The organism is Pseudanabaena sp. FACHB-2040 (assembly GCF_014696715.1).
Classification (GTDB): Bacteria; Cyanobacteriota; Cyanobacteriia; order Phormidesmidales; family Phormidesmidaceae; genus JACVSF01.
In genome coordinates, this window is the sequence record NZ_JACJQO010000019.1 from 59,550 (window position 1) to 81,263 (window position 21,714).

22 protein-coding genes are annotated in these 21,714 nt (G+C 54.0%); 11 read left to right on the forward strand and 11 right to left on the reverse strand.

All coding sequences use genetic code 11. The annotated features are described in order from the left end of the window. Positions 1 to 39: 39 nt before the first annotated feature. Positions 40 to 300, reverse strand: a complete 261-nt coding sequence (locus tag H6G13_RS20445; protein ID WP_190486275.1) for a ParB N-terminal domain-containing protein — start codon at positions 298 to 300, stop codon at positions 40 to 42. 171 nt (positions 301 to 471) lie between these two features. Between H6G13_RS20445 and H6G13_RS20450 the strand changes: the two genes are divergently transcribed. Further along, a complete protein-coding gene (locus H6G13_RS20450; RefSeq protein WP_190486277.1) occupies positions 472 to 2,214 on the forward strand; it encodes a SpoIID/LytB domain-containing protein in 1,743 nt (580 codons plus the stop codon). A gap of 12 nt (positions 2,215 to 2,226) precedes the next feature. On the opposite strand, the gene lgt is transcribed toward H6G13_RS20450, so the two are convergent. From lgt to H6G13_RS20465, 3 genes are all read right to left on the reverse strand, one after another. Next, the gene (lgt, locus tag H6G13_RS20455; protein ID WP_190486279.1) at positions 2,227 to 3,063 is read right to left on the reverse strand and encodes a prolipoprotein diacylglyceryl transferase; all 837 of its coding nucleotides are present in this window, start codon (positions 3,061 to 3,063) and stop codon (positions 2,227 to 2,229) included. A gap of 2 nt (positions 3,064 to 3,065) precedes the next feature. Continuing rightward, positions 3,066 to 4,613 carry a sulfatase gene (locus H6G13_RS20460; protein ID WP_190486281.1) on the reverse strand — a complete coding sequence of 516 codons (1,548 nt, stop codon included), beginning with the start codon at positions 4,611 to 4,613 and terminating at the stop codon, positions 3,066 to 3,068. A 153-nt stretch (positions 4,614 to 4,766) separates the two neighbouring features. Beyond that, positions 4,767 to 5,708 (reverse strand): NAD-dependent epimerase/dehydratase family protein, encoded by a 942-nt coding sequence (locus tag H6G13_RS20465; protein ID WP_190486283.1) that lies wholly within the window; start codon positions 5,706 to 5,708, stop codon positions 4,767 to 4,769. Between the two features lie 238 nt (positions 5,709 to 5,946). Between H6G13_RS20465 and H6G13_RS20470 the strand changes: the two genes are divergently transcribed. Further along, on the forward strand, positions 5,947 to 7,110 hold the full coding sequence (locus H6G13_RS20470; RefSeq protein ID WP_190486285.1) for a pentapeptide repeat-containing protein: 1,164 nt from the start codon (positions 5,947 to 5,949) through the stop codon (positions 7,108 to 7,110). A 188-nt stretch (positions 7,111 to 7,298) separates the two neighbouring features. Here H6G13_RS20470 and H6G13_RS28805 read toward each other — a convergent pair whose 3' ends face one another. After that, positions 7,299 to 7,478, reverse strand: a complete 180-nt coding sequence (locus H6G13_RS28805) for a replication restart DNA helicase PriA (RefSeq protein WP_242028444.1) — start codon at positions 7,476 to 7,478, stop codon at positions 7,299 to 7,301. 589 nt (positions 7,479 to 8,067) lie between these two features. Here H6G13_RS28805 and H6G13_RS20475 point away from each other — a divergent pair. After that, positions 8,068 to 8,946, forward strand: a complete 879-nt coding sequence (locus H6G13_RS20475) for a transglutaminase family protein (protein ID WP_190486287.1) — start codon at positions 8,068 to 8,070, stop codon at positions 8,944 to 8,946. Positions 8,947 to 9,002: 56 nt separating this feature from the next. Here H6G13_RS20475 and H6G13_RS20480 read toward each other — a convergent pair whose 3' ends face one another. The 3 genes from H6G13_RS20480 to H6G13_RS20490 form a co-directional block, all read right to left on the reverse strand. After that, on the reverse strand, positions 9,003 to 9,779 hold the full coding sequence (locus tag H6G13_RS20480; protein WP_190486288.1) for a proteasome-type protease: 777 nt from the start codon (positions 9,777 to 9,779) through the stop codon (positions 9,003 to 9,005). A gap of 103 nt (positions 9,780 to 9,882) precedes the next feature. Continuing rightward, the gene (gene psbM, locus H6G13_RS20485) at positions 9,883 to 9,993 is read right to left on the reverse strand and encodes a photosystem II reaction center protein PsbM (RefSeq protein ID WP_190486290.1); all 111 of its coding nucleotides are present in this window, start codon (positions 9,991 to 9,993) and stop codon (positions 9,883 to 9,885) included. Between the two features lie 100 nt (positions 9,994 to 10,093). Continuing rightward, on the reverse strand, positions 10,094 to 10,432 hold the full coding sequence (locus H6G13_RS20490) for a 2Fe-2S iron-sulfur cluster-binding protein (RefSeq protein WP_190486292.1): 339 nt from the start codon (positions 10,430 to 10,432) through the stop codon (positions 10,094 to 10,096). Positions 10,433 to 10,797: 365 nt separating this feature from the next. Between H6G13_RS20490 and psbB the strand changes: the two genes are divergently transcribed. From psbB to H6G13_RS20525, 7 genes are all read left to right on the forward strand, one after another. Then, a complete protein-coding gene (gene psbB, locus H6G13_RS20495) occupies positions 10,798 to 12,327 on the forward strand; it encodes a photosystem II chlorophyll-binding protein CP47 (RefSeq protein WP_190486294.1) in 1,530 nt (509 codons plus the stop codon). A gap of 124 nt (positions 12,328 to 12,451) precedes the next feature. Then, the gene (locus H6G13_RS20500; protein ID WP_190486295.1) at positions 12,452 to 12,550 is read left to right on the forward strand and encodes a photosystem II reaction center protein T; all 99 of its coding nucleotides are present in this window, start codon (positions 12,452 to 12,454) and stop codon (positions 12,548 to 12,550) included. 235 nt (positions 12,551 to 12,785) lie between these two features. Continuing rightward, on the forward strand, positions 12,786 to 13,301 hold the full coding sequence (gene nrdR / locus H6G13_RS20505) for a transcriptional regulator NrdR (RefSeq protein ID WP_190486297.1): 516 nt from the start codon (positions 12,786 to 12,788) through the stop codon (positions 13,299 to 13,301). 244 nt (positions 13,302 to 13,545) lie between these two features. After that, complete coding sequence (locus H6G13_RS20510; RefSeq protein WP_190486299.1) at positions 13,546 to 14,523, forward strand: 30S ribosomal protein S1; 978 nt, start codon at positions 13,546 to 13,548, stop codon at positions 14,521 to 14,523. 98 nt (positions 14,524 to 14,621) lie between these two features. Continuing rightward, on the forward strand, positions 14,622 to 15,362 hold the full coding sequence (locus H6G13_RS20515) for an HAD family hydrolase (protein WP_190486301.1): 741 nt from the start codon (positions 14,622 to 14,624) through the stop codon (positions 15,360 to 15,362). A gap of 189 nt (positions 15,363 to 15,551) precedes the next feature. Continuing rightward, complete coding sequence (metK, locus tag H6G13_RS20520; protein WP_190486303.1) at positions 15,552 to 16,817, forward strand: methionine adenosyltransferase; 1,266 nt, start codon at positions 15,552 to 15,554, stop codon at positions 16,815 to 16,817. Between the two features lie 18 nt (positions 16,818 to 16,835). Beyond that, positions 16,836 to 17,399 carry a DUF1802 family protein gene (locus H6G13_RS20525; protein ID WP_190486305.1) on the forward strand — a complete coding sequence of 188 codons (564 nt, stop codon included), beginning with the start codon at positions 16,836 to 16,838 and terminating at the stop codon, positions 17,397 to 17,399. A gap of 18 nt (positions 17,400 to 17,417) precedes the next feature. Here H6G13_RS20525 and H6G13_RS20530 read toward each other — a convergent pair whose 3' ends face one another. Next, positions 17,418 to 18,845, reverse strand: coding sequence for a 1-acyl-sn-glycerol-3-phosphate acyltransferase (locus H6G13_RS20530; RefSeq protein WP_190486307.1), 1,428 nt, complete (start codon positions 18,843 to 18,845; stop codon positions 17,418 to 17,420). Positions 18,846 to 19,253: 408 nt separating this feature from the next. Here H6G13_RS20530 and H6G13_RS20535 point away from each other — a divergent pair, with 408 nt between their 5' ends. Continuing rightward, positions 19,254 to 19,817, forward strand: coding sequence for an FHA domain-containing protein (locus tag H6G13_RS20535; protein WP_190486308.1), 564 nt, complete (start codon positions 19,254 to 19,256; stop codon positions 19,815 to 19,817). Between the two features lie 5 nt (positions 19,818 to 19,822). Here the strand turns inward: H6G13_RS20535 and dprA are convergent, their stop codons facing one another. Together dprA and H6G13_RS20545 are read right to left on the reverse strand one after the other, a co-directional pair. Then, on the reverse strand, positions 19,823 to 20,944 hold the full coding sequence (dprA, locus tag H6G13_RS20540; protein WP_190486310.1) for a DNA-processing protein DprA: 1,122 nt from the start codon (positions 20,942 to 20,944) through the stop codon (positions 19,823 to 19,825). A gap of 78 nt (positions 20,945 to 21,022) precedes the next feature. After that, positions 21,023 to 21,688 carry a DUF2301 domain-containing membrane protein gene (locus tag H6G13_RS20545; protein WP_190486312.1) on the reverse strand — a complete coding sequence of 222 codons (666 nt, stop codon included), beginning with the start codon at positions 21,686 to 21,688 and terminating at the stop codon, positions 21,023 to 21,025. Between the last annotated feature and the right edge of the window lie 26 nt (positions 21,689 to 21,714).

Below are 21,714 nucleotides of genomic sequence, written 5' to 3' on the forward strand. Positions count from 1 at the left end.
AACAAGAGCTTAGCAGGCTAGTAGGACACCCGGTGAGGCTTAAGCCAGATGCATTTTCAGGACTGATTTGGGAGCCCGTCGCACGTTGCAGCGGATGGTTTCATGGCCGAGACGACTGCAGGCCTCGAAGCGGTGGCAGCCAGAAAAACCGTAGTACTGGCCATCTACTTCCAACACGTCAATCGGCTCTTGCAGGCCAATTTCTTGAATCGACTCCATCAGCGTCCGAACCTTGACCTGATCATTCTGGCGGTATAGCGGGCGACGAATTTGTTTGATGGGAATATCTTCTATTCTCACGGCAACCCTTCTAGAAAGCGTCTCTACAAAGCGTTTCTTTATAAATCATAATCATTATGACTACGGTTTTCAATAAACTTTTAGCGGTTGATGGGTAATTTTAGGTGGTCGTTTAGCCAAAAATACTGTTATCAAATAGAGTGCAAAGACTTGTCGAGGGTTGCCCTGCTGATGCCACGACTCACTGTTTCACCCTCCTCTGTCCAAAAGCGCTCTAGCCAGCTCAGATTAGTCAGATCAGTCCAAAAAATCAGCTTCAGGCCATTCTGGGGTGGTCTGGGATTGCTCAGCCTAGGGCTGATCGCTGCTCAGCCCACGCCAGCCCAGACTCAGGCTCCCCTTAATCCAGTAATCCAGGTGGGAGTGGTGCAGCGGTTTGGCGAAGAGCCAACCAAAACCCTAAAGCTAGAACCCCTGCCGGGCGACCAGCTAGTTTTGGACTTCACCACTCAAGGCCAGCCCGAAACAATCCAGACGACCCAAGTTGAAATAGTCGTCTCTCCCCAGCCGCTGCCAGCTCCAGCCCTGCAAGAACGGGTCGTGCTCAGCAGCCACCGCAGCTTCGAGAGCGCTGAAGATAGCGCTAAGCAGTGGCAGCAGCGCGGCATTGAAACCGAAATTGCCCAGCCTCGCTCATGGGAGGTGTGGGCCAAGCGAGACGTTTACAGCACCCCATTGCTGCGGCGGCTGCTGCTCAAAAATATTCAGGCCCAAGGCTTGAGCGATTCTTATCTCGAGAGCCAGGTGCTGGCAGAAACACCCAAAGCTGCCTTTATCGCCAACGGCTTTCGCTACAACCGAGATGAGGTGAGCATTCGCAGCGGCAACCAGCGAATTCGAGTGGTTGAAGCAGCCGGGGATCGGGTGCAGGAGACTCGTCTCTATGGCGGAATAATGCGGCTCCAGCCCAATACCTACGGCACTTACACCCTGGTTAACGATGTGCCGATCGAGACGTACCTGCGGGGTGTGGTGCCCCACGAGATCGGGCTGGGTGCGCCCCAAACGGCCATTGAAGCTCAGGCAATCTTGGCCCGCACCTATGCTCTGCGAAATCTGCGCCGGTTTGCCATCGACAACTATCAGCTCTGTGCCGATACCCAATGCCAGGTGTATTGGGGGGTCGGCGGCGCGGCTCCGGCTTCGGATAATGCGATCGCAACCACCCAGGGCCTAGTGTTGACCTATCAGAATGAGCTGGTTGATGCTCTCTACTCTTCCACGGCAGGCGGCATTACCTCTCCCTTCAGCCATGTCTGGAACGGGCCTGATCGGCCCTACCTCCAGGCCGTAGTGGATTCTGTCCAGGGCAGCTGGGATCTGGCCCTGCGTCCCCTCGGCGATGAGCAAAACTTTCGAGCCTTTATCAACCTCAAGCAGGGCTTTAACGAAGATACTTGGGACACCTTCCGCTGGCAGTACGACAGCCCCTTGCCACAAGTTAACCAAGACATTCGCACCTACCTAGAGCGGCGTCAGGATCCTAAGGCCGCTTTTAACCAAGTTACCGGACTGCGGGTGTCGGAACGGGCGGCCTCTGGACGGGTGCAGGCAGTAGAGGTGCAGACCGACGCGGGCACAGTCAGCCTCGTCAAGGATGAAATTGTGCGGGTGCTTTCGGCTCCTCGCAGCCTGCTGTTTTACATCGATCCGATTTACCAGGAGCTACCGCCCAATCCCAACCCTGCTCCTAATGCGGCCCCCATAACTCCGCCCATCACCGGCTATCGCTTTGTTGGCGGCGGCTTTGGGCATGGAGTCGGCATGAGCCAAACGGGCGCTTACCGACTGGGCAATCTAGGCTGGACGAACGATCGCATTTTGCAGTTTTACTTCCCAGGGACCACGCTCCAGCCCATTAACCCAAACCTAGTGCTATGGCGCGACCCAGAAGAAGTTCAGCAGGGAGGCTAGTCGGAAATCTGCTTAGCTAGACACCTGCGCTCCCCGACGGTGGCGAAGGTAGAGCGTAGTGGCTGCGGCGATAATTGCGATCGCAGAGAGCACGTGCACCACGTTGAAGGGCGTGCCGGGAAAAAACCAGGAGTCGGTGCGCAAAAACTCAATAAAAAAGCGACCCAGGGGATACCAAATCAAGTAGCACAGAGCCAAATCCCCTGGCTTAAGTTGGGCCTTGAAGCGGCGAGAGATGCCGTACAGCACCAGAAACCCGGCCAAGTTCCACAGCGACTCATAGAGAAAGAGCGGCTGAAAGCGGGTGCTATCGGGGTATTGAGCCAGGTTGTTGTAAGGGGCAATGCGGTGTTCGGGATCAATCCGCAGGCCCCAAGGTAGGGTCGTGGGTGGGCCGTAGAGTTCCTGGTTGATGAAGTTGCCCCAGCGGCCAATGGCCTGAGCCAGGGGTAGGCCTAGTGCGATCGCATCCAGATAAGGCAGCGAATTGAGCTTGCGTAGGCGGGTGAAAATCCATAGGGCAATAGCCCCAAAGATAAAGCCGCCAAAGATGTGAATGCCGCCACCCCAGATTTGCAAAATGCGGCCAGGGTTTTCCAGATAGTAGCCCAAGCCCTCGGGGCCGCGCGGAGACTGGATAAACACGTAGTACAGCCGCGCCCCAAGAAAGCCCGGAATCAAGATCCAGAACAGCATGTCCCAAAGGTTTTCGGGGTCTTCTCCTTTGCGGGCAACCTCTCGACCGGCAACAAAGGCAGCGGTCAAGATTGCAGCCAGCATCAGCAGGCCGTACCAGCGCAGCGCAAAGGGGCCGATCTCAAAAATAATGGGACTAACGGGTGGATACATGCCTAATCCTCTAAATACCCCAACTCCTGCAGCCGCCGCCGCACTTCCGGATCTTCAAAATTGGTGGCCCGTTCTGCCGTTGCCAGACCCTCCTCTGAGCCCCCAGAAAACGCCTGCAGGCACTCCTGAAGCAGCTCTACATTCTCTGGCAAAATGCCGCTCAGGTTCAAATCCTCTGTCGGATCTTCTAGCACATCGTAGAGCTCGACGGCTTGGCCTTCGGTTTCGATGAGTTTATGGCGGCCCACCCAGACAGCCCGACGAATGCGATCGCAGGCCCGCTCTTTGACCAGTTCTGGCTGCCGTCGCTGCATTAGATTCACCACATTCTGCGGCGGAATCGCCTCGGCAAAGACATAGTCTCGTTCGGCCGTCTGCGACAGCGCCTCAGTCAGGCTTAGGGCCGCTTCTTCAGCAGTCGCCAGCCCCGCTGCCGAGAGCACCGTTTGAAACAGCCGACGGGTTGACACCACCGGCTCGACTGCAGCGCCACTCGGGAACTGCCCAGCCGGATCGCGAATGATCAGCGGCACCCGGATCAGCTCGTTGTAGATCGACAGGCTGTGGCCCATAAACTGCTTTTCGCCCAGGTGTTCACCGTGGTCAGCACAGATGATCACCAGAGTATTGTCGAGCCGACCGGATTGGCGCAAGCGGTCAAAAAAGACGCCTAGCTGGTCATCTTGATAGGCCACTTCAGCATCGTACATGCCGTCTAGGGTCTTCTTCTGGCGCTCGTCTAGGGCTCCAGTCAGCGGGGCCAGCCAGCCGTATACATCTCCGTTAAAGCGCTGCAAAAAAGTTTGGGCTTTGCGGTCATCCAGCACGTGGGGCGCAAACTTTTCGACGTAGGCGCGGGGAGCGTGATAGGGCATGTGAGTGCCCATCAGGTTGACGAAGGCAAACACAGGCTGGTCGGCCTCAACCTCGGTTCGATTGATGAATAGGCGGGCCGTATCTTCTAAAGACTTGGCGGTATTGCCTTTAAAGCTGAGGGCCGTCTGCCACAGGGGCACCATCAGCGGCGTAAAAGACAGGGCCAGCAGCGCATCTGAGCGGGCAAACGCGTTCTGAATTTTGTTCAGCACGCCTGCCACCTGGCGTTTAAACCACTGACGATAGCGGCTGATTAGCCCCGGCGACGCGCCCGCCTGATTGGGCCGAGAGGTGAGCAGACCGCTGTAGTTGAGAAAGCTGATAAAGCCTCGCCGCAGGCCGTTATTGATCACGCCTACCAGGGGGTTATTGCAAAAGCCTGCTGTAAAGTAGCCGCCATCCCGCAGCCGTTCTGCCAGGGTGGTGAGGTCGGGAGACATTACGGAGTAAGACTGCAGCAGTCCATGTTCAGAGGGGTACAGACCCGTAAACATAGAGGCGTGAGAAGGCACCGTCCACTGCGCTGCCGAAATGGCCTGGGTAAAGCGGGTGGATTCGGCTGCGATCGCATCTAGATTGGGGGAAGTCTCTTTCTCATACCCATAGCAGGACAGCCGATCCGCCCGCTGAGTATCAAGAACGAGGAATAAAATATCGGGACGTTGGGTAGGCATAAGCAGCCATCAGAACAATTAACAGCGAGAAAAAATGAGCCTGCTTCGGCCCCTTTGCAGCAGGAGGATGGGATCAACCAGGCCAAAGACTGATTTATCTATCACATCCCATCTTGCCAGGGATAGACAACGCTCGGGGGATGGACATTGCCGCTAACCGCCGATAGCGCTCAAAATTTCTTCATCTGTAGAGAAATCAACCTCAGCCTGATCGCGCCCGCTCACCAGGTAGTCTTGCTCATAGGCATCGCGCAGCCCACTGACTAGATCAAACTGGGGTTGCCAGTTGAGTTCGGTTTTGGCTTTATCAATGGCGGTAAAGAAATGCTGCACCCGCATTGGAAACGCCTTGCGCTTGCCAAAGTCAAACTGTTTAGGATCGTAGTGAACGATCTTCAGGTCGCTAGCAGACTTTCCAGCTGCTTCAGCACAAGCACGGGCCAGCCCGTCAAAAGTTACCGCCTTGGCTCCAGAAATGTTGTAAATCTGGCCGATGGCTTTGTCATTACCCAAAACCGCCGCCATCGCTACCGCTAAGTCCTGCACGTGGCCTAGCTGAGTCAGGTGCATGCCATTACCCGGCACCGGCACTGGGCGATCGCGCACGATTCGATCAAAGAACCAAGCTTCTAAGTCGTTGTAGTTTTGCGGGCCGTAGATATAAACCGGGCGGATTGAGGTAAAAGGTACCTTCTGATCCGCTAGGTAGGCTTCAGTCTCAAACTTGCCCTTGTGGCGGCTCTTGGGATCGACCGCATCGCCTTCTATATGGGGCATCTGCTCAGACTTGAGATATACCCCAGCCGAGCTGACATAGACAAATTGCTGCAGCTTGCCGTCAAAAATTTCAATCAAGGGCTGGGTGTCACTCAGTTCTCGCCCGTTGTTGTCAAAAACGGCGTCAAAAGATTCCCCAGCCAGTTTTTCTTTTAGCCCAGCAGCATCTCGCCGATCGCCTTGAATTTGCTGTACTCCAGCTACTGGAGCGGGCTTGCTGCCTCGGTTAAACAGCACCACTTCATGGCCCTGTTCTACGAGCAGACGGGTCAGGTAAACGCCAATGAAGCGGGTGCCCCCCATGACCAAAATCCGCATAGCCACCTCCCAACAGGTTGAAGTATTTACTTATCTTAAAACGGGGTGATCCTGGAATATGGTCTTAAGAACCGGAAAGAATCGCCCTACATCGCCTAAGCTGGTGCGATACCCCCGGCATCCTGACTAACCGCAAACGCAGTTTCCGCCCAAAGCCTAGAATAGTAGGGATCGCCACCGGCCCCAAAATGAATGCAGAATCAGCGCGGAGCCGGACTAGGAGAGAGACTAAGCCTGAATGCGTGAGCTAGAGCAAGCCTACCGAGTCCTTGAGCTAGAGCCTGGTGCTTCTATCGAAGAAGTCAACCAGGCTTATAAGGACTTGGTTTTTATCTGGCATCCCGACCGCATTCCTAAGGAGAATGAGCGGCTGGTTTACAAGGCTCAGGAAAAAATTAAGCAGTTGAACCATGCGCGGGATGTGTTGCGATCGCAGCCTCGCTCCTCCTCACCCGGTCGCACCCGCACCTACACCGGATCTGCCTACTCTGGCTCAGCCTACTCCGGGTCTACTTATTCGGGATCTAGCGCCCCTAGCTCAAACTACCGCAGCAACCCCAGCAGCTACTACGCCAACCGTAGCAGTGCTAGCAATGCTGCAGGCAGCAGCCACACCAGCAACGGCAGCCCTACCAGTTCCGATCAAGGCTCTAGCCAAAGCCCCAATCAATCCTCCAATTCATCCCAAGACACTCAGTCGGCGGCCTATCACAATCGCTATAACCGCTATCGCCGCACCGGCTATGGCGCGCCCGAACCTGGATCTCAGTCCCCCTCTTCGGGCAGCCCCTCCAGTGATTCCAGCCAGCCTCCCTACACCAACCCCTCAGGGCCTACCGCTTCAAGAGCTGCCAACGCTCAGCCACCAGTACCCGGAAAAGCCCCTTCTGAGGGCAGTGGCACCGTTAGTAACGGTCATGGCTACAGCAGCGATAGATCCCAGGCTAGCGGTAGCAATGGCAGTAGTTACAACAACTACAATAGCTACAACTCCTATACCCGCAACTCATCTAGCAGCGCCCACCGTGGCCGACAAAACCCTGACTTAAGCGGGTCAGACTTTCGGGGAGCCAATCTGCGGGAAAAAGACTTTTCTGGGCGCAACTTGAGCAGCGCTGACCTCAGTGGTGCTGATTTGAGCGACGCCTTTCTGCACAAGGTCAACTTCAACCAGGCTAATCTCAGTCGGGCAAAACTGTTTCGGGCCAACCTGCTGCAGGCCGACCTAAGCCACGCCAACCTACGAGAAGCTGATCTCATCGGCGCAGACCTCAGCGGGGCAGACCTCAGTGGCGCAGACCTCAGCGGGGCCCGCGTCAGCGTTGGCGGCAAGACGATGGTAAAGCTCACAGGCACCATTCTGACCGGGGCCATTATGCCTGATGGGTCGATTCACGATTAACCCCATTTGCACCTCCTAAAAAAGCGCCTCCTATGTAGGGGGCGCTTTTCACTTTCAGGTTCAGGCTTAGATCTAGGCTTAGCCTCGGCTATAGCCATGCCACAAGGTTGTGACAATAGCATCAGAAAACCTAGCCAGACTAACGACTAGATAAATCTCTGACTTAAGCTTTCTAACTAACGCTATCTCTAGCCAACAAAAATGCCTGGGGCATAAGCTTCGATCACCTTTCCTGTTTGAGTGCAGGTGATCATTAAATAGTCACAGCTGGGGCATTGGGTGCGGGTCAACTGCTCCTGCTCCAGGTGAAATCGCTCCGCTGGCTTTCCACAGTTAGGACAGCAAACATGGTGAGAAAAACTGCGCATTATCCTGTTCCCCAAGAAAGTAATGTTTGGCGAAACTCTTCCGAAAGGAAAATACATGTTTGTTTCTAGTCCACCTTCTAGCCGGCGCTAAGAGGTGGGGCTACAAGCATTTTGCTTTAGAAAAGCTCTTTAGTATCTAGTGATATTATGTCAATTTCCCTAGAGGGGTGCAATCAACCGTTATAAAGATTTAAACCGGGGATCACTTACCTCATGGGCGATCCCCGGCTTTACGGAAACTTCAAAAAGGCCCTATATTTGGGTTTCTGCCCGAGTTTTCTCAGCATTAAATGGCGATCTTACTGGCAAATTAAATGTTTTCTTTAGGAGGCATCGGTTTAGTTATTTCTGGCTTGGAGAGCACACATGCCTATAGCTTCCTCCATCTATCTCAGGTTAGATGCCGTTAACAAGCTGGTATTGATACAGCATTTTGCTCTTTTCAAGTCTAATATTGGGTGATTTTCATCCAAGCTTTAGAACCCAACTGATTAAGGGTTCAGCAGCCTTATCAAGAGTGTTCCCCGTTCCTCGTCTCTAGGCCACCAACCCCTGAACTAATCTGGGTAAGCTGCTCCTAACTTCCCCTATGCGCTATCAAATTCGTCATGTCAGCTGCTACAGCTATCGTCAGCCTGTCACTTTAAGGCCTCATGTTTTAAGGCTCAGACCTCGCAGCGATGCAACGCAGCTGCTCCAACAGTTCCAGCTCACCCTAACTCCCGAACCGGCTAGTTCAAGTCAGCTCATTGAGCTCGAGGGCAATTCAACCCTTGGCATTTGGTTCAGTGCCGACAAAACAGCTCAACTGACTATCGAGGCTATATCAGAAGTTGAGACCTGCCGCACCAATCCCTTCGATTACCTGGTTGAGCCTTGGGCCGCCAGTTTGCCGCTGGATTATCCCACCTCTGTGCTGACAAGCCTGCAGCCTTACTTATGTCCCCCTCTACTTCCTGCAGTTGATCCCGGGGTCATGCAGCTAGCGCAGGCGTTGCTCCATGATGTGCAGGGCAACCTGGGGTATTTCTTAACGGCCCTAACCCAAAAAATTGTCGAGAGCTGCGAATATACGGTGCGAGAATCGGGGCCGCCTTTGCCCGCAGGCATCACTTGGTCCCAAAAGCGGGGCAGCTGCCGAGACTACGCCGTGCTGTTTATGGCAGCCTGTCAATCTCTGGGACTAGCCGCTCGCTTTGTCAGCGGCTACTACAGTGGCTACGCTACAGAAGCTTCAACGACCACCGAAGGCGATCTGCATGCCTGGGTAGAGGTCTACATCCCTGGAGGGGGCTGGCGTGGGTTTGATCCTACTCATGGGCTAGCCGTAGCTGACCGCCATATCGCGCTAGCTGCCAGCGCTCACCCTAGCCAAGCCGCTCCTGTTACAGGCGAGGTGCTCGAAGGTGCAACCGTACCTTCAACTCTGGAGAACCACATCACGATTCAGGTGTTGGAGGAGCGTTAGAGATTGAATCGCCAGCGACGGGCAATAGCAGCGGGGCCAAGCCATTAACGGCTCTGCTAAGGCTGAGAAGTATCTGAAATATTGAGGGTTAACGTTGGAGACTCCTGGTTCCAGCTAATGTCGGGCATGCTGGCTGCGGCCTCCTTCAATGCGTTTTCCCAGTGCTGGCGCATTTTGATCAGATAGGGATCACCTGCCTGAAACTGGGCTCGGTGACGCACTGTAAAGGTATTGGCCTCGTACATCACCATATTCACCGGCGGCCCTACCGACAGGTTGGAGCGCATAGTGGAGTCGATCGACAGCAGGGCGCACTTTGCGATCGCATCTAGCGACGACTCAAAAGACAGCGTCCGATCCAAAATGGGCTTACCGTACTTAGCCTCACCAATTTGCAGAAACGGCGTCTCTGGCGTCGCCCGAATACAGTTGCCCTGGCTATAGACCAGGTAGAGTTCCGGCGCTTCTCCCGGCATCTGACCACCTAGCAAAAAGCTGCACTGAAAATCAATATTGTCTTTTTCCAGCCAGGTGCGATCGCTCTCTTGAAACGACCGGATTTGACTGCCTAAGTAGCGAGCGACCGCATAGAGCGTCGGCTGATTATGCAGGTTAGAGGTTGCATTAACCTTAATGTCCCACTCCAATGCCTGGATCACCGCCTGAGTAATCGAGAGATTGCCTGACGTACAGAGCAGCACCACCCGCTCTCCGGGCACTGAGAAGTCAAAAAGTTTGCGGTACGAGGAAATATAGTCAACACCCGCATTGGTGCGTGAATCTGCCGCCAAGACAAACCCCTGACGCACCAAAATACCCAGACAGTAGGTCATATCCTTCACCCATATAAAAGACGCTGGATCTTTTAGAAACCCAGCGCCTCATTAAAGGTCAATCCAAAGCCGATATAATTCAGCAACCTAACTTAACAAGGTTCTAAGAATTAGTCTGCTTGCTAGAGGTCTGAATGTACAGAATCAGCAAAAAGACCGTGGGCACCAAAACGAATAAAATACTGGCAACAAAACCAAGCTTATTAACTTCCATTAGCGTCCGCCTCTACTCTCAACCAGATGAACGGCAAGTTTCGTCTTTAAGAATATCACTCCCCAGAGTCTGGGTGTGCGTTTTGAGTAACTAGCTGAGCTCACGCAGAGGTCGTCGAAGCAGCCTGCCCCTGCTTAGTTCGGTTCGGCTTGGTCACCACCGTCACTGGCCCCTGAACCGCTGTTTGACAGGCTAATCGGCAGTTGTCAGGCCATTTGCGGAGCTTTTTCTCTTCTACCCCCGTTCGGGGCGACAGGTTGTCCATCCCCTCGGTAATCTCGACCACACAAGTGCCACACTGCCCATAGCCACCGCAGTTCATCATCTTGCCTCTAAGGGTATAGAGGTCAATGCGGTTCTCCAAAGCTTTGAGCCGAAGATTGGCTCCGTCGGCCACAACAATTTCTTTGTCTTCTTTAAGAAACTTTACAGTAGTCATTGACTATATTCTCCTTGCGATCGCTATCAGCAACTGCCGAACTACCTAGAATGCGTAGGGCTTGGCCCTAAAATCCCCTACAGGCTGCCCATTAAACGGCCGCGACAAGACACAAATCTGCTTGCGCCGAATATTGGCAATGGTTACACTTCTTTAAACACTTTCATTTTTACACTTCGGCTGTCAAAACTGCCCCCGCAGAAGCCGAGTCATTTTGCTACATCATCGGCAGCCCAAGTTCAACTGCGAAAAGGGCGAACTGCGGGGATCGCAGGGGTTCGGAGTCTGATAGGCTTATCAGTATCTAGCACCCTTACATAAGTTCTTGAGAACCTTTGTTGAAATCAAGAGGAGGAGCGTAGTCGATGGGACTACCCTGGTACCGCGTACACACAGTTGTTCTGAATGATCCAGGGCGGCTGATTGCTGTGCACCTGATGCACACCGCTCTGGTAGCTGGCTGGGCTGGCTCGATGGCGCTATTCGAATTAGCCACTTTTGACCCGAGCGATCCTGTATTAAATCCCATGTGGCGGCAGGGCATGTACGTGCTGCCGTTCATGTCACGTTTAGGGGTAACCCAATCTTGGGGCGGCTGGAGCATTACCGGCGAATCTGCCGCTAATGTCGGCTTTTGGTCCTTTGAGGGCGTTGCCGCTGCACACATCGTGCTCTCTGGTCTGTTGTTCCTAGCTGCCTGCTGGCACTGGGTCTACTGGGACCTCGACCTGTTCCGCGATCCCCGAACAGGCGAACCCGCTCTTGATCTGCCCAAGATGTTTGGGATTCACCTCTTTCTGTCAGGGCTACTTTGCTTCGGCTTTGGAGCATTTCACCTGACCGGCCTATGGGGACCTGGCATGTGGGTTTCCGATCCCTATGGCTTGACTGGCCATGTTCAGGCGGTAGCCCCTGAATGGGGATCTGCAGGGTTTAACCCGTTTAATCCCGGCGGCATTGTGGCTCACCACATCGCTGCTGGAATTGTCGGCATTATTGCAGGTCTATTCCACCTGACCGTCCGTCCCCCTCAGCGGCTCTACAAGGCTCTGCGGATGGGGAACATTGAGACTGTACTGTCTAGCAGTATTGCAGCAGTCTTCTTCGCGGCTTTTGTGGTCGCAGGCACCATGTGGTACGGCTCTGCCGCTACCCCCATTGAGCTGTTTGGCCCCACCCGCTACCAGTGGGATAGTGGCTACTTCCAGCAAGAAATCGAGCGGCGGGTTCAAGCTGATCTAGCCGATGGCACATCCCAAACCGATGCCTACAGCAGCATTCCCGAGAAGCTGGCTTTCTATGACTACGTTGGCAACAGCCCAGCCAAAGGCGGTCTGTTCCGCGTCGGTCCGATGAACCAAGGTGATGGTCTAGCCCAAACCTGGCTGGGTCACCCTGAGTTCAAGGATAAAGAGGGTCGGGTACTGTCGGTTCGCCGCCTGCCCAACTTCTTCGAGACCTTCCCTGTCGTTCTGGTAGATAAGGATGGCGTGATTCGCGCCGACATTCCTTTCCGCCGAGCCGAATCAAAGTACAGCTTTGAGCAGACGGGCGTAACTGTCACCTTCTATGGCGGTGAACTGGACGGCCAAACCCTGTCCGAACCCGCTCAGGTGAAGCGCATTGCCCGTAAGGCCCAACTAGGTGAACCGTTCGAGTTTGACCGGGAAACCTTGGGATCCGACGGTGTATTCCGCACCAGCCCTCGGGGTTGGTTCACCTACGCCCACGCTGTTTTTGCACTGCTGTTCTTCTTCGGCCACATCTGGCACGGCTCTCGTACCCTGTTCCGGGATGTGTTCGCGGGTATCGACCCCGACCTGTCTCCCGAGCAGGTGGAGTGGGGCTTCTTTGCCAAGGTGGGTGATACCAGTACTCGCAAAGAGACCGTTTAAATCTCAAAGGATTTAACTCAATGACGTGCCCGGTGGTGAGGGGAATTACCTGAGTCGCTGGGCACGTTACCGTTAAACCCCTGTAGACTATAGAAAGATTGATTGATTAGGAAGCAACACTGACATGGAAAGCGTCGCTTACATTTTCATCTTTGCCTGCATCATTGGAACCCTCTTTTTTGCCATTGCTTTTCGTGAGCCCCCCCGTATTTCTAAGGACTAAGGCTCTTTCTAAGCATGTTTAGAGAAGAAATTAGCCAAATTAGCAAATACTTTGGGCTATTTTCTCCAATCGTTTTTAAGATGGAGGCAGGCTTCTCTTGATAAAGAGAAGATCTGCCTCTATTTTTATGGAGATATCCTGTAGCACAATCTACTTTTTCCTTGGCTGGATATAAAGCAGTTTTCAAAACTGCAGGACTTCACTCCTATAGTTTTCCTCCTTTGGAGGCCATGCGATGCAGTGCCCCTTTTGCCAACATCCCAATAACCGCGTCCTAGAATCTCGGTCAGCAGAAGGTGGCCGTAGCATCCGACGGCGACGAGAATGCCTGCGATGCGACCGTCGCTTTACTACCTATGAGCGGATTGAGTACGTACCCATCACAGTGATTAAGCGCAGTGAAGAACGAGAACTGTTCGAGCGCTCTAAATTACTGCGGGGTGTCGTGCGAGCCTGCGAAAAAACAGGTGTATCCACTCAGGTAATGGAGTCTTTAGTTGATGATATTGAGGCAGAGCTTCAGCAGCGGGCCAATCGGGAAATTGCCAGCATCGAAATTGGGGAACTGGTGCTCAACCGTCTTCAGGGCATTAATGAAGTTGCCTATGTCAGATTTGCGTCTGTCTACCGTCAGTTTCAGGGCATTCGGGACTTTGCCGACACCTTAAACCAGCTCAGAGACGGAACTCAGAGCGCTCGAGCATCAGAGCATACTGTAGAGGAGTCTTTTGCGGTAACAGTATCTTCTTAACGATAGTCAGAACTATTTTTATAGCAATCCACAAGAGATTTAATGGGATGGAAGCGCACCTGCTGCACAACATCCGCTATAATTAAATCTCTTGTGGACTCGCTGCGAACATAATTAGCGGCTTCTTCAGCGGCTTTTTTCGAAGAGGCCGAAGTTGCCGCTCGCGTAGCAATGATGTTTACTCGCATTGCCTATGTATCATACCAAAGCAGCATTACGGAGATAGACGTAGGAAAACACTAGCATGGTCAATCAGGAAGTAAAAGAGACTGAAATCGGTTTTAACCACGACGATTTTGCAGCACTGCTGGACAAGTACGACTATCACTTCAACCCAGGAGACACCGTCTCTGGGACGGTCTTTAGTCTTGAGCCTAGGGGTGCGCTGATTGACATAGGTGCTAAGACTGCTGCCTACCTGCCCATCCAGGAAATGTCGATCAACCGGGTCGATGATCCTGAAGAAGTACTTCGCTCCAACGAAACCCGCGAGTTTTTCATCCTCACCGATGAGAATGAAGATGGACAGCTAACCCTTTCCATCCGCCGCATTGAGTATATGCGAGCTTGGGAGCGCGTGCGTCAGCTGCAAAAAGAGGACGCAACCGTTCGCTCTGGCGTTTTTGCGACTAACCGGGGTGGAGCACTAGTGCGAATTGAAGGGCTGCGTGGGTTTATCCCTGGCTCCCACATCAGCACCCGTAAGCCTAAGGAAGATCTGGTGGGTGAAGATCTGCCCCTGAAATTCCTAGAGGTAGACGAAGAGCGTAACCGTCTGGTCCTGAGTCATCGTCGAGCTCTGGTTGAGCGGAAGATGAATGGCCTCCAGGTAGGCGAAGTGGTGCTGGGTACAGTGCGCGGCCTGAAGCCCTATGGTGCATTTATTGACATTGGCGGTGTCAGCGGTCTGCTGCACATTTCCGAGATTTCCCACGACCACATTGATACGCCTCATAGCGTTTTCAATGTAAACGACGAAATCAAGGTCATGATCATCGACCTCGATGCAGAGCGCGGACGAATTTCGCTATCTACCAAGCAGCTTGAGCCCGAACCGGGTGACATGGTGAAAAACCCTGACCTGGTTTATGAAAAGGCTGAAGAGATGGCAGCCAAATACCGCGAACAGTTAATCAAGCAAGCTGCTGAGCAAGAAAGCGCTAACGAGCCTGAAGAAGTAGAGGAAGTCTACGAAGATGAAGCCGTTTCTGCAGTGGGCTAAATCCCAGTTAAGGTAACCCTTACAACAGAAACACTCTAAACGAGCAGGAGGGAGGCCTTTTCCCTCCTGCTTTTTGTTCAGCGTTTTGAGGAACGAGGATGGCGGTTATTCAATGCGAAGGGACGGCATTCCCACAAATTGCAGCCGTTGTTTTTGACAAAGACGGAACCCTAGCCGATTCTCAAGATTTTCTGCGAACCCTAGCTCAAAAGCGAGCTCGCCTCTTAGATGCCCAGATTCCAGGCGTTCAAGAACCTCTACTGATGGCCTTTGGCGTGGACGGCGGCACCCTCGACTCTCAAGGGCTGATGGCTGTCGGTACTCGTCATGAAAATGAGATTGCCGCTGCTGCCTACGTCGCTGAGACCGGTCGGAGTTGGACCACCTCAGTAGAACTGGTACGAGCAGCCTTTACCGAAGCCGATAGCTATCTCAAGCAGAAGGCCCAGCTGACCCCTCCGTATACCGGCACCGAGACCGTGCTGGCAGCGCTTTCAGCAGCAGGGGTAAAAATTGGCGTGCTTTCCTCAGATTCAACCGCCAATGTTGAAGCCTTCTTGAGCTGTCACCACCTAGAGAATTACGTTGATCTGACCCAGGGAACCGACCAGGCCGATCTAGTCAAGCCCAACCCTGAACTGCTGCTGCGAATGTGTGCTGGACTTGAGGTTTCGCCTGCAAACGTCCTAGTCGTTGGAGACAGTGAAATGGATTTGAAGCTGGCTCGCAATGCTGGGGCTGCAGGCTTTGTTTTGATGGACTGGGCAGGAGCAGCCCCTTTCACCCAAGAAGCTGATGCAACGCTGCAGGCTTGGTCGTCCTTCAAGGTTGAAGCCTAAATTCTTCTGGCGAGGGAATAATGAAAACTGATACTTTTGAGGTAGCCTTTTTTATAAGCTGGCACTTTTCAGGGAAATACTCATGAGGGGATGCCCCTAAGTTCTCCCCATGCGGTGGCCGATTTCTGTGGCCTGATTGGGCATCTGAGTTTTTAATGTTGTAAATCTGTAGTTAAGAGGATCGGCCAATTGTCTAGTCGCTTTTTGTTTACCTCGGAGTCGGTCACGGAAGGTCACCCCGACAAGATCTGTGATCAAATTTCTGACACGATTCTAGATGCCCTCTTGACGGCAGACCCAAACAGTCGGGTTGCAGCAGAAGTGGTGGTGAACACCGGGTTGGTTCTAGTTACCGGAGAAATCTCTACCCGCGCCCACGTCAACTACACAGCTTTAGTCCGGCGCAAAATTGCTGAGATTGGCTATATTGACCCCACCAACAACGGCTTCTCGTCGGACAGTTGTGCCGTCATGATTTGCCTGGATGAGCAGTCTCGGGACATTGCCCAGGGAGTTGACCAGGCTCAGGAAACCCGTGAAGAGTCGAGCGATGAAGCCCTTGACGCGATTGGGGCTGGGGATCAAGGCATCATGTTTGGCTTTGCCTGCAATGAGACGCCAGAACTGATGCCCCTACCCATTAGTTTGGCGCACCGCATTTCTCGTCGGCTAGCCAGCGTGCGTAAAACGGGTCAGTTGCCCTACCTGCGGCCAGACGGCAAAACTCAGGTGACCATTGCCTATGAGGGGGGCAAGCCCGTTGGGGTTGACACCGTTTTAGTATCGACTCAACACACGGCCTCCATTGGCGACATTACTGATGAGGCTGATGTGCAGGCCAAAATCAAGGCTGACCTTTGGCAGCACGTGGTCTTGCCAGTCTTTGATGACCTCAGTGTTAAGCCCGATGAGAGCACTCGCTTTCTGGTAAACCCCACGGGTAAATTTGTGATTGGCGGACCTCAGGGGGACTCGGGTCTGACTGGGCGCAAAATCATTGTTGATACCTACGGCGGCTACTCTCGCCACGGGGGCGGGGCTTTTTCTGGTAAAGACCCTACTAAGGTGGACCGCAGTGCTGCCTATGCCTGTCGTTATGCCGCTAAAAACATCGTGGCAGCAGGTCTGGCCGAGAAATGCGAGGTGCAGCTCAGCTACGCCATTGGGGTGGCTCGCCCAGTCAGTATCTATGTAGATACCTTCGGCACGGGAAAAATTCCCGACGAGCATTTGCTTCAGCTCATTACCGATCACTTTGAGCTGCGGCCTGCGGGCATTATTGCGACTTTCAACCTGCAGAAGCTGCCCCAGGAAAGGGGAGGACGCTTTTACCAGGAGGTAGCAGCCTATGGCCACCTCGGTCGAACTGACCTAGACTTGCCCTGGGAGAAAACAGACAAAGCCGTACTACTGCAGCAGGCAGCCGAAGCTCTGTTAGCTGTTCCGGGCGTTTAGTAAATCGCTGGAGGCGCTATGGGGGAGATCTCCCAGGCACTAAAAGAGTGGGCCGTAGTCGTAGAAGCGCTTTTGGCAGGCGAACAGGTTTTGCTGCTGCGCAAAGGAGGCATTCGTGAAGAGAAAGGGCGATTTGCGGTAAAAGCCGATCAGGTTTTGCTCTTTCCCACCTACGAGCACCAGCAGCCTGATTTGGTCAAAACGCCCTATCAGCAGCGGGTTCAACCGCTGGCTTCAGATCCACTGTCAGCGGTGCCTCTTTCCGGCTGGGCTGAGATTACCCATAGCCTGCCTCTAGAGCATGAGGGCCAAGTCTTGGCCCTAGATGCCTTTCACATTTGGAATCAGCGGTTTGTGCAGGAGCGGTGGACCTGGAAGCCGAGTAGCCCCCTGTATCTGCTGCTGCTGCGATCGCATCGCCTACCCGAGCCTTACTCCCTATCGCAGCGCCCCGAATACGGCGGCTGCCGCTCCTGGATCTCCTTAGCCGAAACGGTTTCTACCGCAGGCAGCACCCCTATTCTGTCGGAAGCGGCTTACCAAGTTAAGGTAGAGGCGATTCTAAAGGCCCTTGAGGCTTAGCAACCTCTCTCATACAGCTCAACTAGCAGGGATAAGGGACTGTAGCGCGATCTGCAGTTCCTGAGTAAGCTGAGAAACGGCCTGACGTCGGCTGGTCTGATAGGCAGGCCAGCGATTACTCACCAAAAGCGGGGTGCCTACCGTCAGCAGCACCTTCTGGTCGGCTAGCCTGGGGCGGGGAAAGGGATTTTTTCCTTCAATCATGAAGATTGTGTCACGCAGCAGCAACAGCGTTTCTGCAAACCGTTCAACGGTCGCTTTTTCTCGCACGTAGTTGCCGGTCACCGCCACAAAGTTCTCGACTAGCCGCATATGCCACATTCGTAGGCAGGCTTCCTCAGCAATTCTATCGGCTAGGCCCAGCTCAACTGCCGACAATGACTGACCCGCTGCTAACTCACCCCGGTAGATTCGATCCCAGCCAGCCTGCTCAATTCGTCGACATCGCTCGATCACCGTTCCTCTTGCAGTGAGCTGAAAGTAAGACTCTGCTACCTGCAGGGCTGCGTTCAGTAGGGTCTGGAGCCTGGCGGTGAGCATGGCCTGAGCTTCAGGAAGTTCAGGGGCGGCTTTTGGCTGCCCCTCAAAGCTATAGCCGTAGAAATCTCGGTAGTAAGCCTCCATCAGGGCTAGCAAATGCTCGCCCAGCCGATACAGGCGTGGATAAAGTTGCTGCATAGGCTCTAGAGCAACAGAGTGTGATCGTTGCCGCTTTGCGACAGCACCCTGCTGAGCCGAGGTAGCGCCTGACACACCGCTCTCCTGCTCTAGGGTTGTCAGCAGGTGCTCTACTGCCTCCCAAGGGGGCGTTAAATAGCGGTAAGCAATACCCACTGGCAGCAAAAAAACCTGCTCTGTCCGCTGGGCTTTGAGCATATCTTCCACGCACCAGAAGCCTAGCTGAGCGATTCCCGGCTCTAGAGGGCTGACAATTTCACTGTGGCCGTTGTTGCCGCCCTCAGGAGCGGCTGCCAGAGGGAATTGGCCGTTGGCAAATAGATCACGGGCCGAGCGCAGGCCTTGGCGGTCTACCTTGCCTCGCTGAATCGGCGTCCCTCCCAAGCGGGAATAGAGCCAGCCCACGCCTTGCCCGGCCCACAGTGGAATGCCCCGGTCATAGATAAAGTGACTGTGTACTGGCTCAACCAAACGAACCCCCATCCTTTTAGCCGTGTGAGGCACCTGATCCCACAGCAGCCGAGCTAGGGCAAAAGAGTCTGCCGGACTGGGGTGACGAAAGGCGATCAAGAAGCGAGCTCTGCCCTGTTGGAAGTCTTGGTAAAGTTCGACAAGACGCTCCACATGAACTGCTTCAACCTGCGTAATGCGTTCACGCCAACCCATCCATCTTGGGGCCACCCAGCGTGCCAGGGTTAATACCTTGACATCTAGGGCGGGAGGAATGAAATCTAGAGGAGGTTGAGCACGAGTAGGGGAATTGACCAAGCCTGTCTACTGCCTTATCACCGAATCTACTCGATGTTATAGCACCCCACCACCCTCAAGCCTTACAGGTCAAGGATTGTTGCAAAAGCGGCTGGAAAACGAGCATAGATCAGGACAGTTCACAGAAATAGGAGAGAATCCTTCTTTTCAATAACAGTTCATAAAGCTTCAATAAACATGGCCGTCTGCGGGATTGCCATCAGTTACAAAGCTCAGTTTTAATGACAGTTAGCCTTGAAAAGAGTTCTTGCTGGAAATCGTCATCCGCTAGTTGCTAGTAAGCAATTTGCGTTTTCTGAGGGTGCATCTAGACCAACTGTTGTTCATCACTAGGTATTTAGCTAATAGAAATTTGCAGCCCAACCTTGGGCTGATTCATTGGCTCCGTAGTGACATACATGCATTCTCATGACTCTTTCCCCATTTTCCAGCAGCAATCCTCATAGAGGAACTCTCACTGTTCCCTCATTGCCGCGAGTGCGATCGCACTCACAGGTGTTAGAAACGCTCTTTTGCAACTTTGACTTTGACTTAGAGCAGGTTTCTAACACCATCGACCCAATTTTAACGGCACAGTCCCGGTGCGAAATTACCTCCCTCTATATTCAGGGAATTATTTCAGGCAGCAGCGCCTTCCTCTGCACCAATATTAACGATGAGCACGCTATCCACGTCACTACTAAGACATCTAGTTGGCTAGTCGGTCAGAGCGCCCGCTGTGCTATTACCATTCCCCATAGCGAAGTTTCTGCCTGCCATGCCGCCATTGGATACCAGCCTGACCGAGGCTTTTTCATCACCGATGTGGGCAGCAGCACCGGCACCTGGATTAATCGCCGCCAGCTAGAGCCTCATCAGCGGCGCACACTCTACGATGGCGACCTCCTCGAATTGGGCTCACTGCAAGTTGAGTTTTTTGTAGAAGTCTTTAGCCCCTTTCTAGGGTCTGGGATAGATGAAACCCGGTTCTAACCCTGCTAGCAGCGCCGGTACTGAGTACCGGGCAGCTGCACCACAAGACCCAGTAGTTCCAATTGCACCAGGGCACCTAGGAGACTCCCAGGGGGAATTGGAACCTGCTGGGCCAAGTGATCAACCTTCACGGGCTCCAGCGTAACTGCCTGCAGAACCTGCTGCAGCAAAGGATCTAGGGCCGGATCTGGGGCCGGTAGCGAAATCGGCCCTAGCACACTGGCTGGCCCGTTGGTCGCAGGTAGCGTGCCCAGACCTTTCAATAGCGTTTCATCCTCCAAAACCAGATGCGCTCCCTCATTAATCAGGCCCAGGCAGCCTAAACAACGGGCATTATCCAGCGAGCCCGGTAAGGCATATACTTCTCGGCCATAGTCGTTAGCCAGCCGCGCTGTGATCAGGGCACCCGAACGTAGGGGCGCTTCTGTTACCAAAACAGCTCGGCTCAGACCGGCGATAATGCGGTTGCGGCGAGGGAAGTGGGGCCGATCGGGAGGAGTGCCGTTGGGGTATTCACTCACTAGCAACCCTTCCTGCTCGATGCGGTCGTAGAGGGCACGGTTAGACCAAGGATAGGCCACGTCTACCCCAGTGCCCAGAACCGCGATTGTGTTGCCGCCCGTCTCTAGAGTGCTCAAGTGGGCCTCTCGATCCACGCCCTCCGCCAGCCCTGAGACGATGATGACGCCGTTTTTAACCAGGTTGCAGGTGAGCCTGCGGGTCCAGCGCCTGCCGTAGTCTGATGGGTTGCGCGTGCCGACAATGCCTACCCCCACTCCCACTTCTAAGGCAGCCATCAGCTCTGGTCGGCCCCGGTAGTAGAGCAGCGGCGGCGGATCGGGAATCGCCAGCAGCAGGGCGGGATATCCGAGATCGGTAGGGGTCCAAAAAGCGGGGCTCTGTTCTTCGTGAGTTGCTAGCAGGGCCTCGGGGTTGAGGTGCGATCGCTGCCGCACAATCGAGCCGACCAGAGCTGGCCCTAACCCATCTACCTGCTGCAGGGCCTCTGCCGCCGCAGACCATGCGATCGCAAGGCTACCAAAATGCTCATAAATTCGTTTCTGCAGCACTGGTCCAACCCCTTTCAGCCGGGACCAGGCTAGCCAGTAGGCTCGTTCGTTTGCCAAGATCAATCCCACACACGCCTGACAGGCTCAGTGTGCCCGACTCAGGCGTAAAGTTCACCGTGGAGGATTCAGGATGGCTTAGGCGCGAACGGCAGTTCGCTGCTGCTTTAGGTAGTCAAAAACTGACTTATCTCCAATATCAGGTGGGATCGGCTGAATGGCCTTACGCAGGGCAAAAACCGCAAAGCAGACTGCCCAGGTTACCAGCACCCCCTTCTCCCAAGGCAACGGCAACATCCCCGTTAGATGGCCCAGCAACAACAGCGGCACCAATGGCGTCAGGATCTTGGTTTCCAAGCGCCCAAAGCAGAAGCCTTCTTTGAAGAAGATCCCGGTCAGAGCAGCAAAGGTAAAGCCCACGCCCAAAATCGTCAGCGGCTGGTCGTAAACTGTTTGGGCAAAAGGCGTATCAAATCGGTGAGCCACCCAAAGCGAGGCGAGACCGCCAATAGCCCAAAAAATCTGCAGAGCCCGGTGGAGCGGGGCCAGGTAGATGTGAATAGTCGCTAGGCTCACGCCCAAGGCTAACCAAAATAAGCTGTAGAGCCAGCTAACAACGTGAAGATCGCCACCCAAAAGCGTCAGAACAACGCCTGCGGCAAAACCGAGAGCCGCCACGCCCAGCCCAGCCCGATATACCAGAACGCTTCGCCGATCGGCAGCCGTCAACGTGAAGGGGCCAAACTGTCCCTCATACACGTCAGACACCTGATTTGCTGCCGTTTCTACAGATCCAGTCACCATTTTTTTTGCCCATACTTACGTCTATC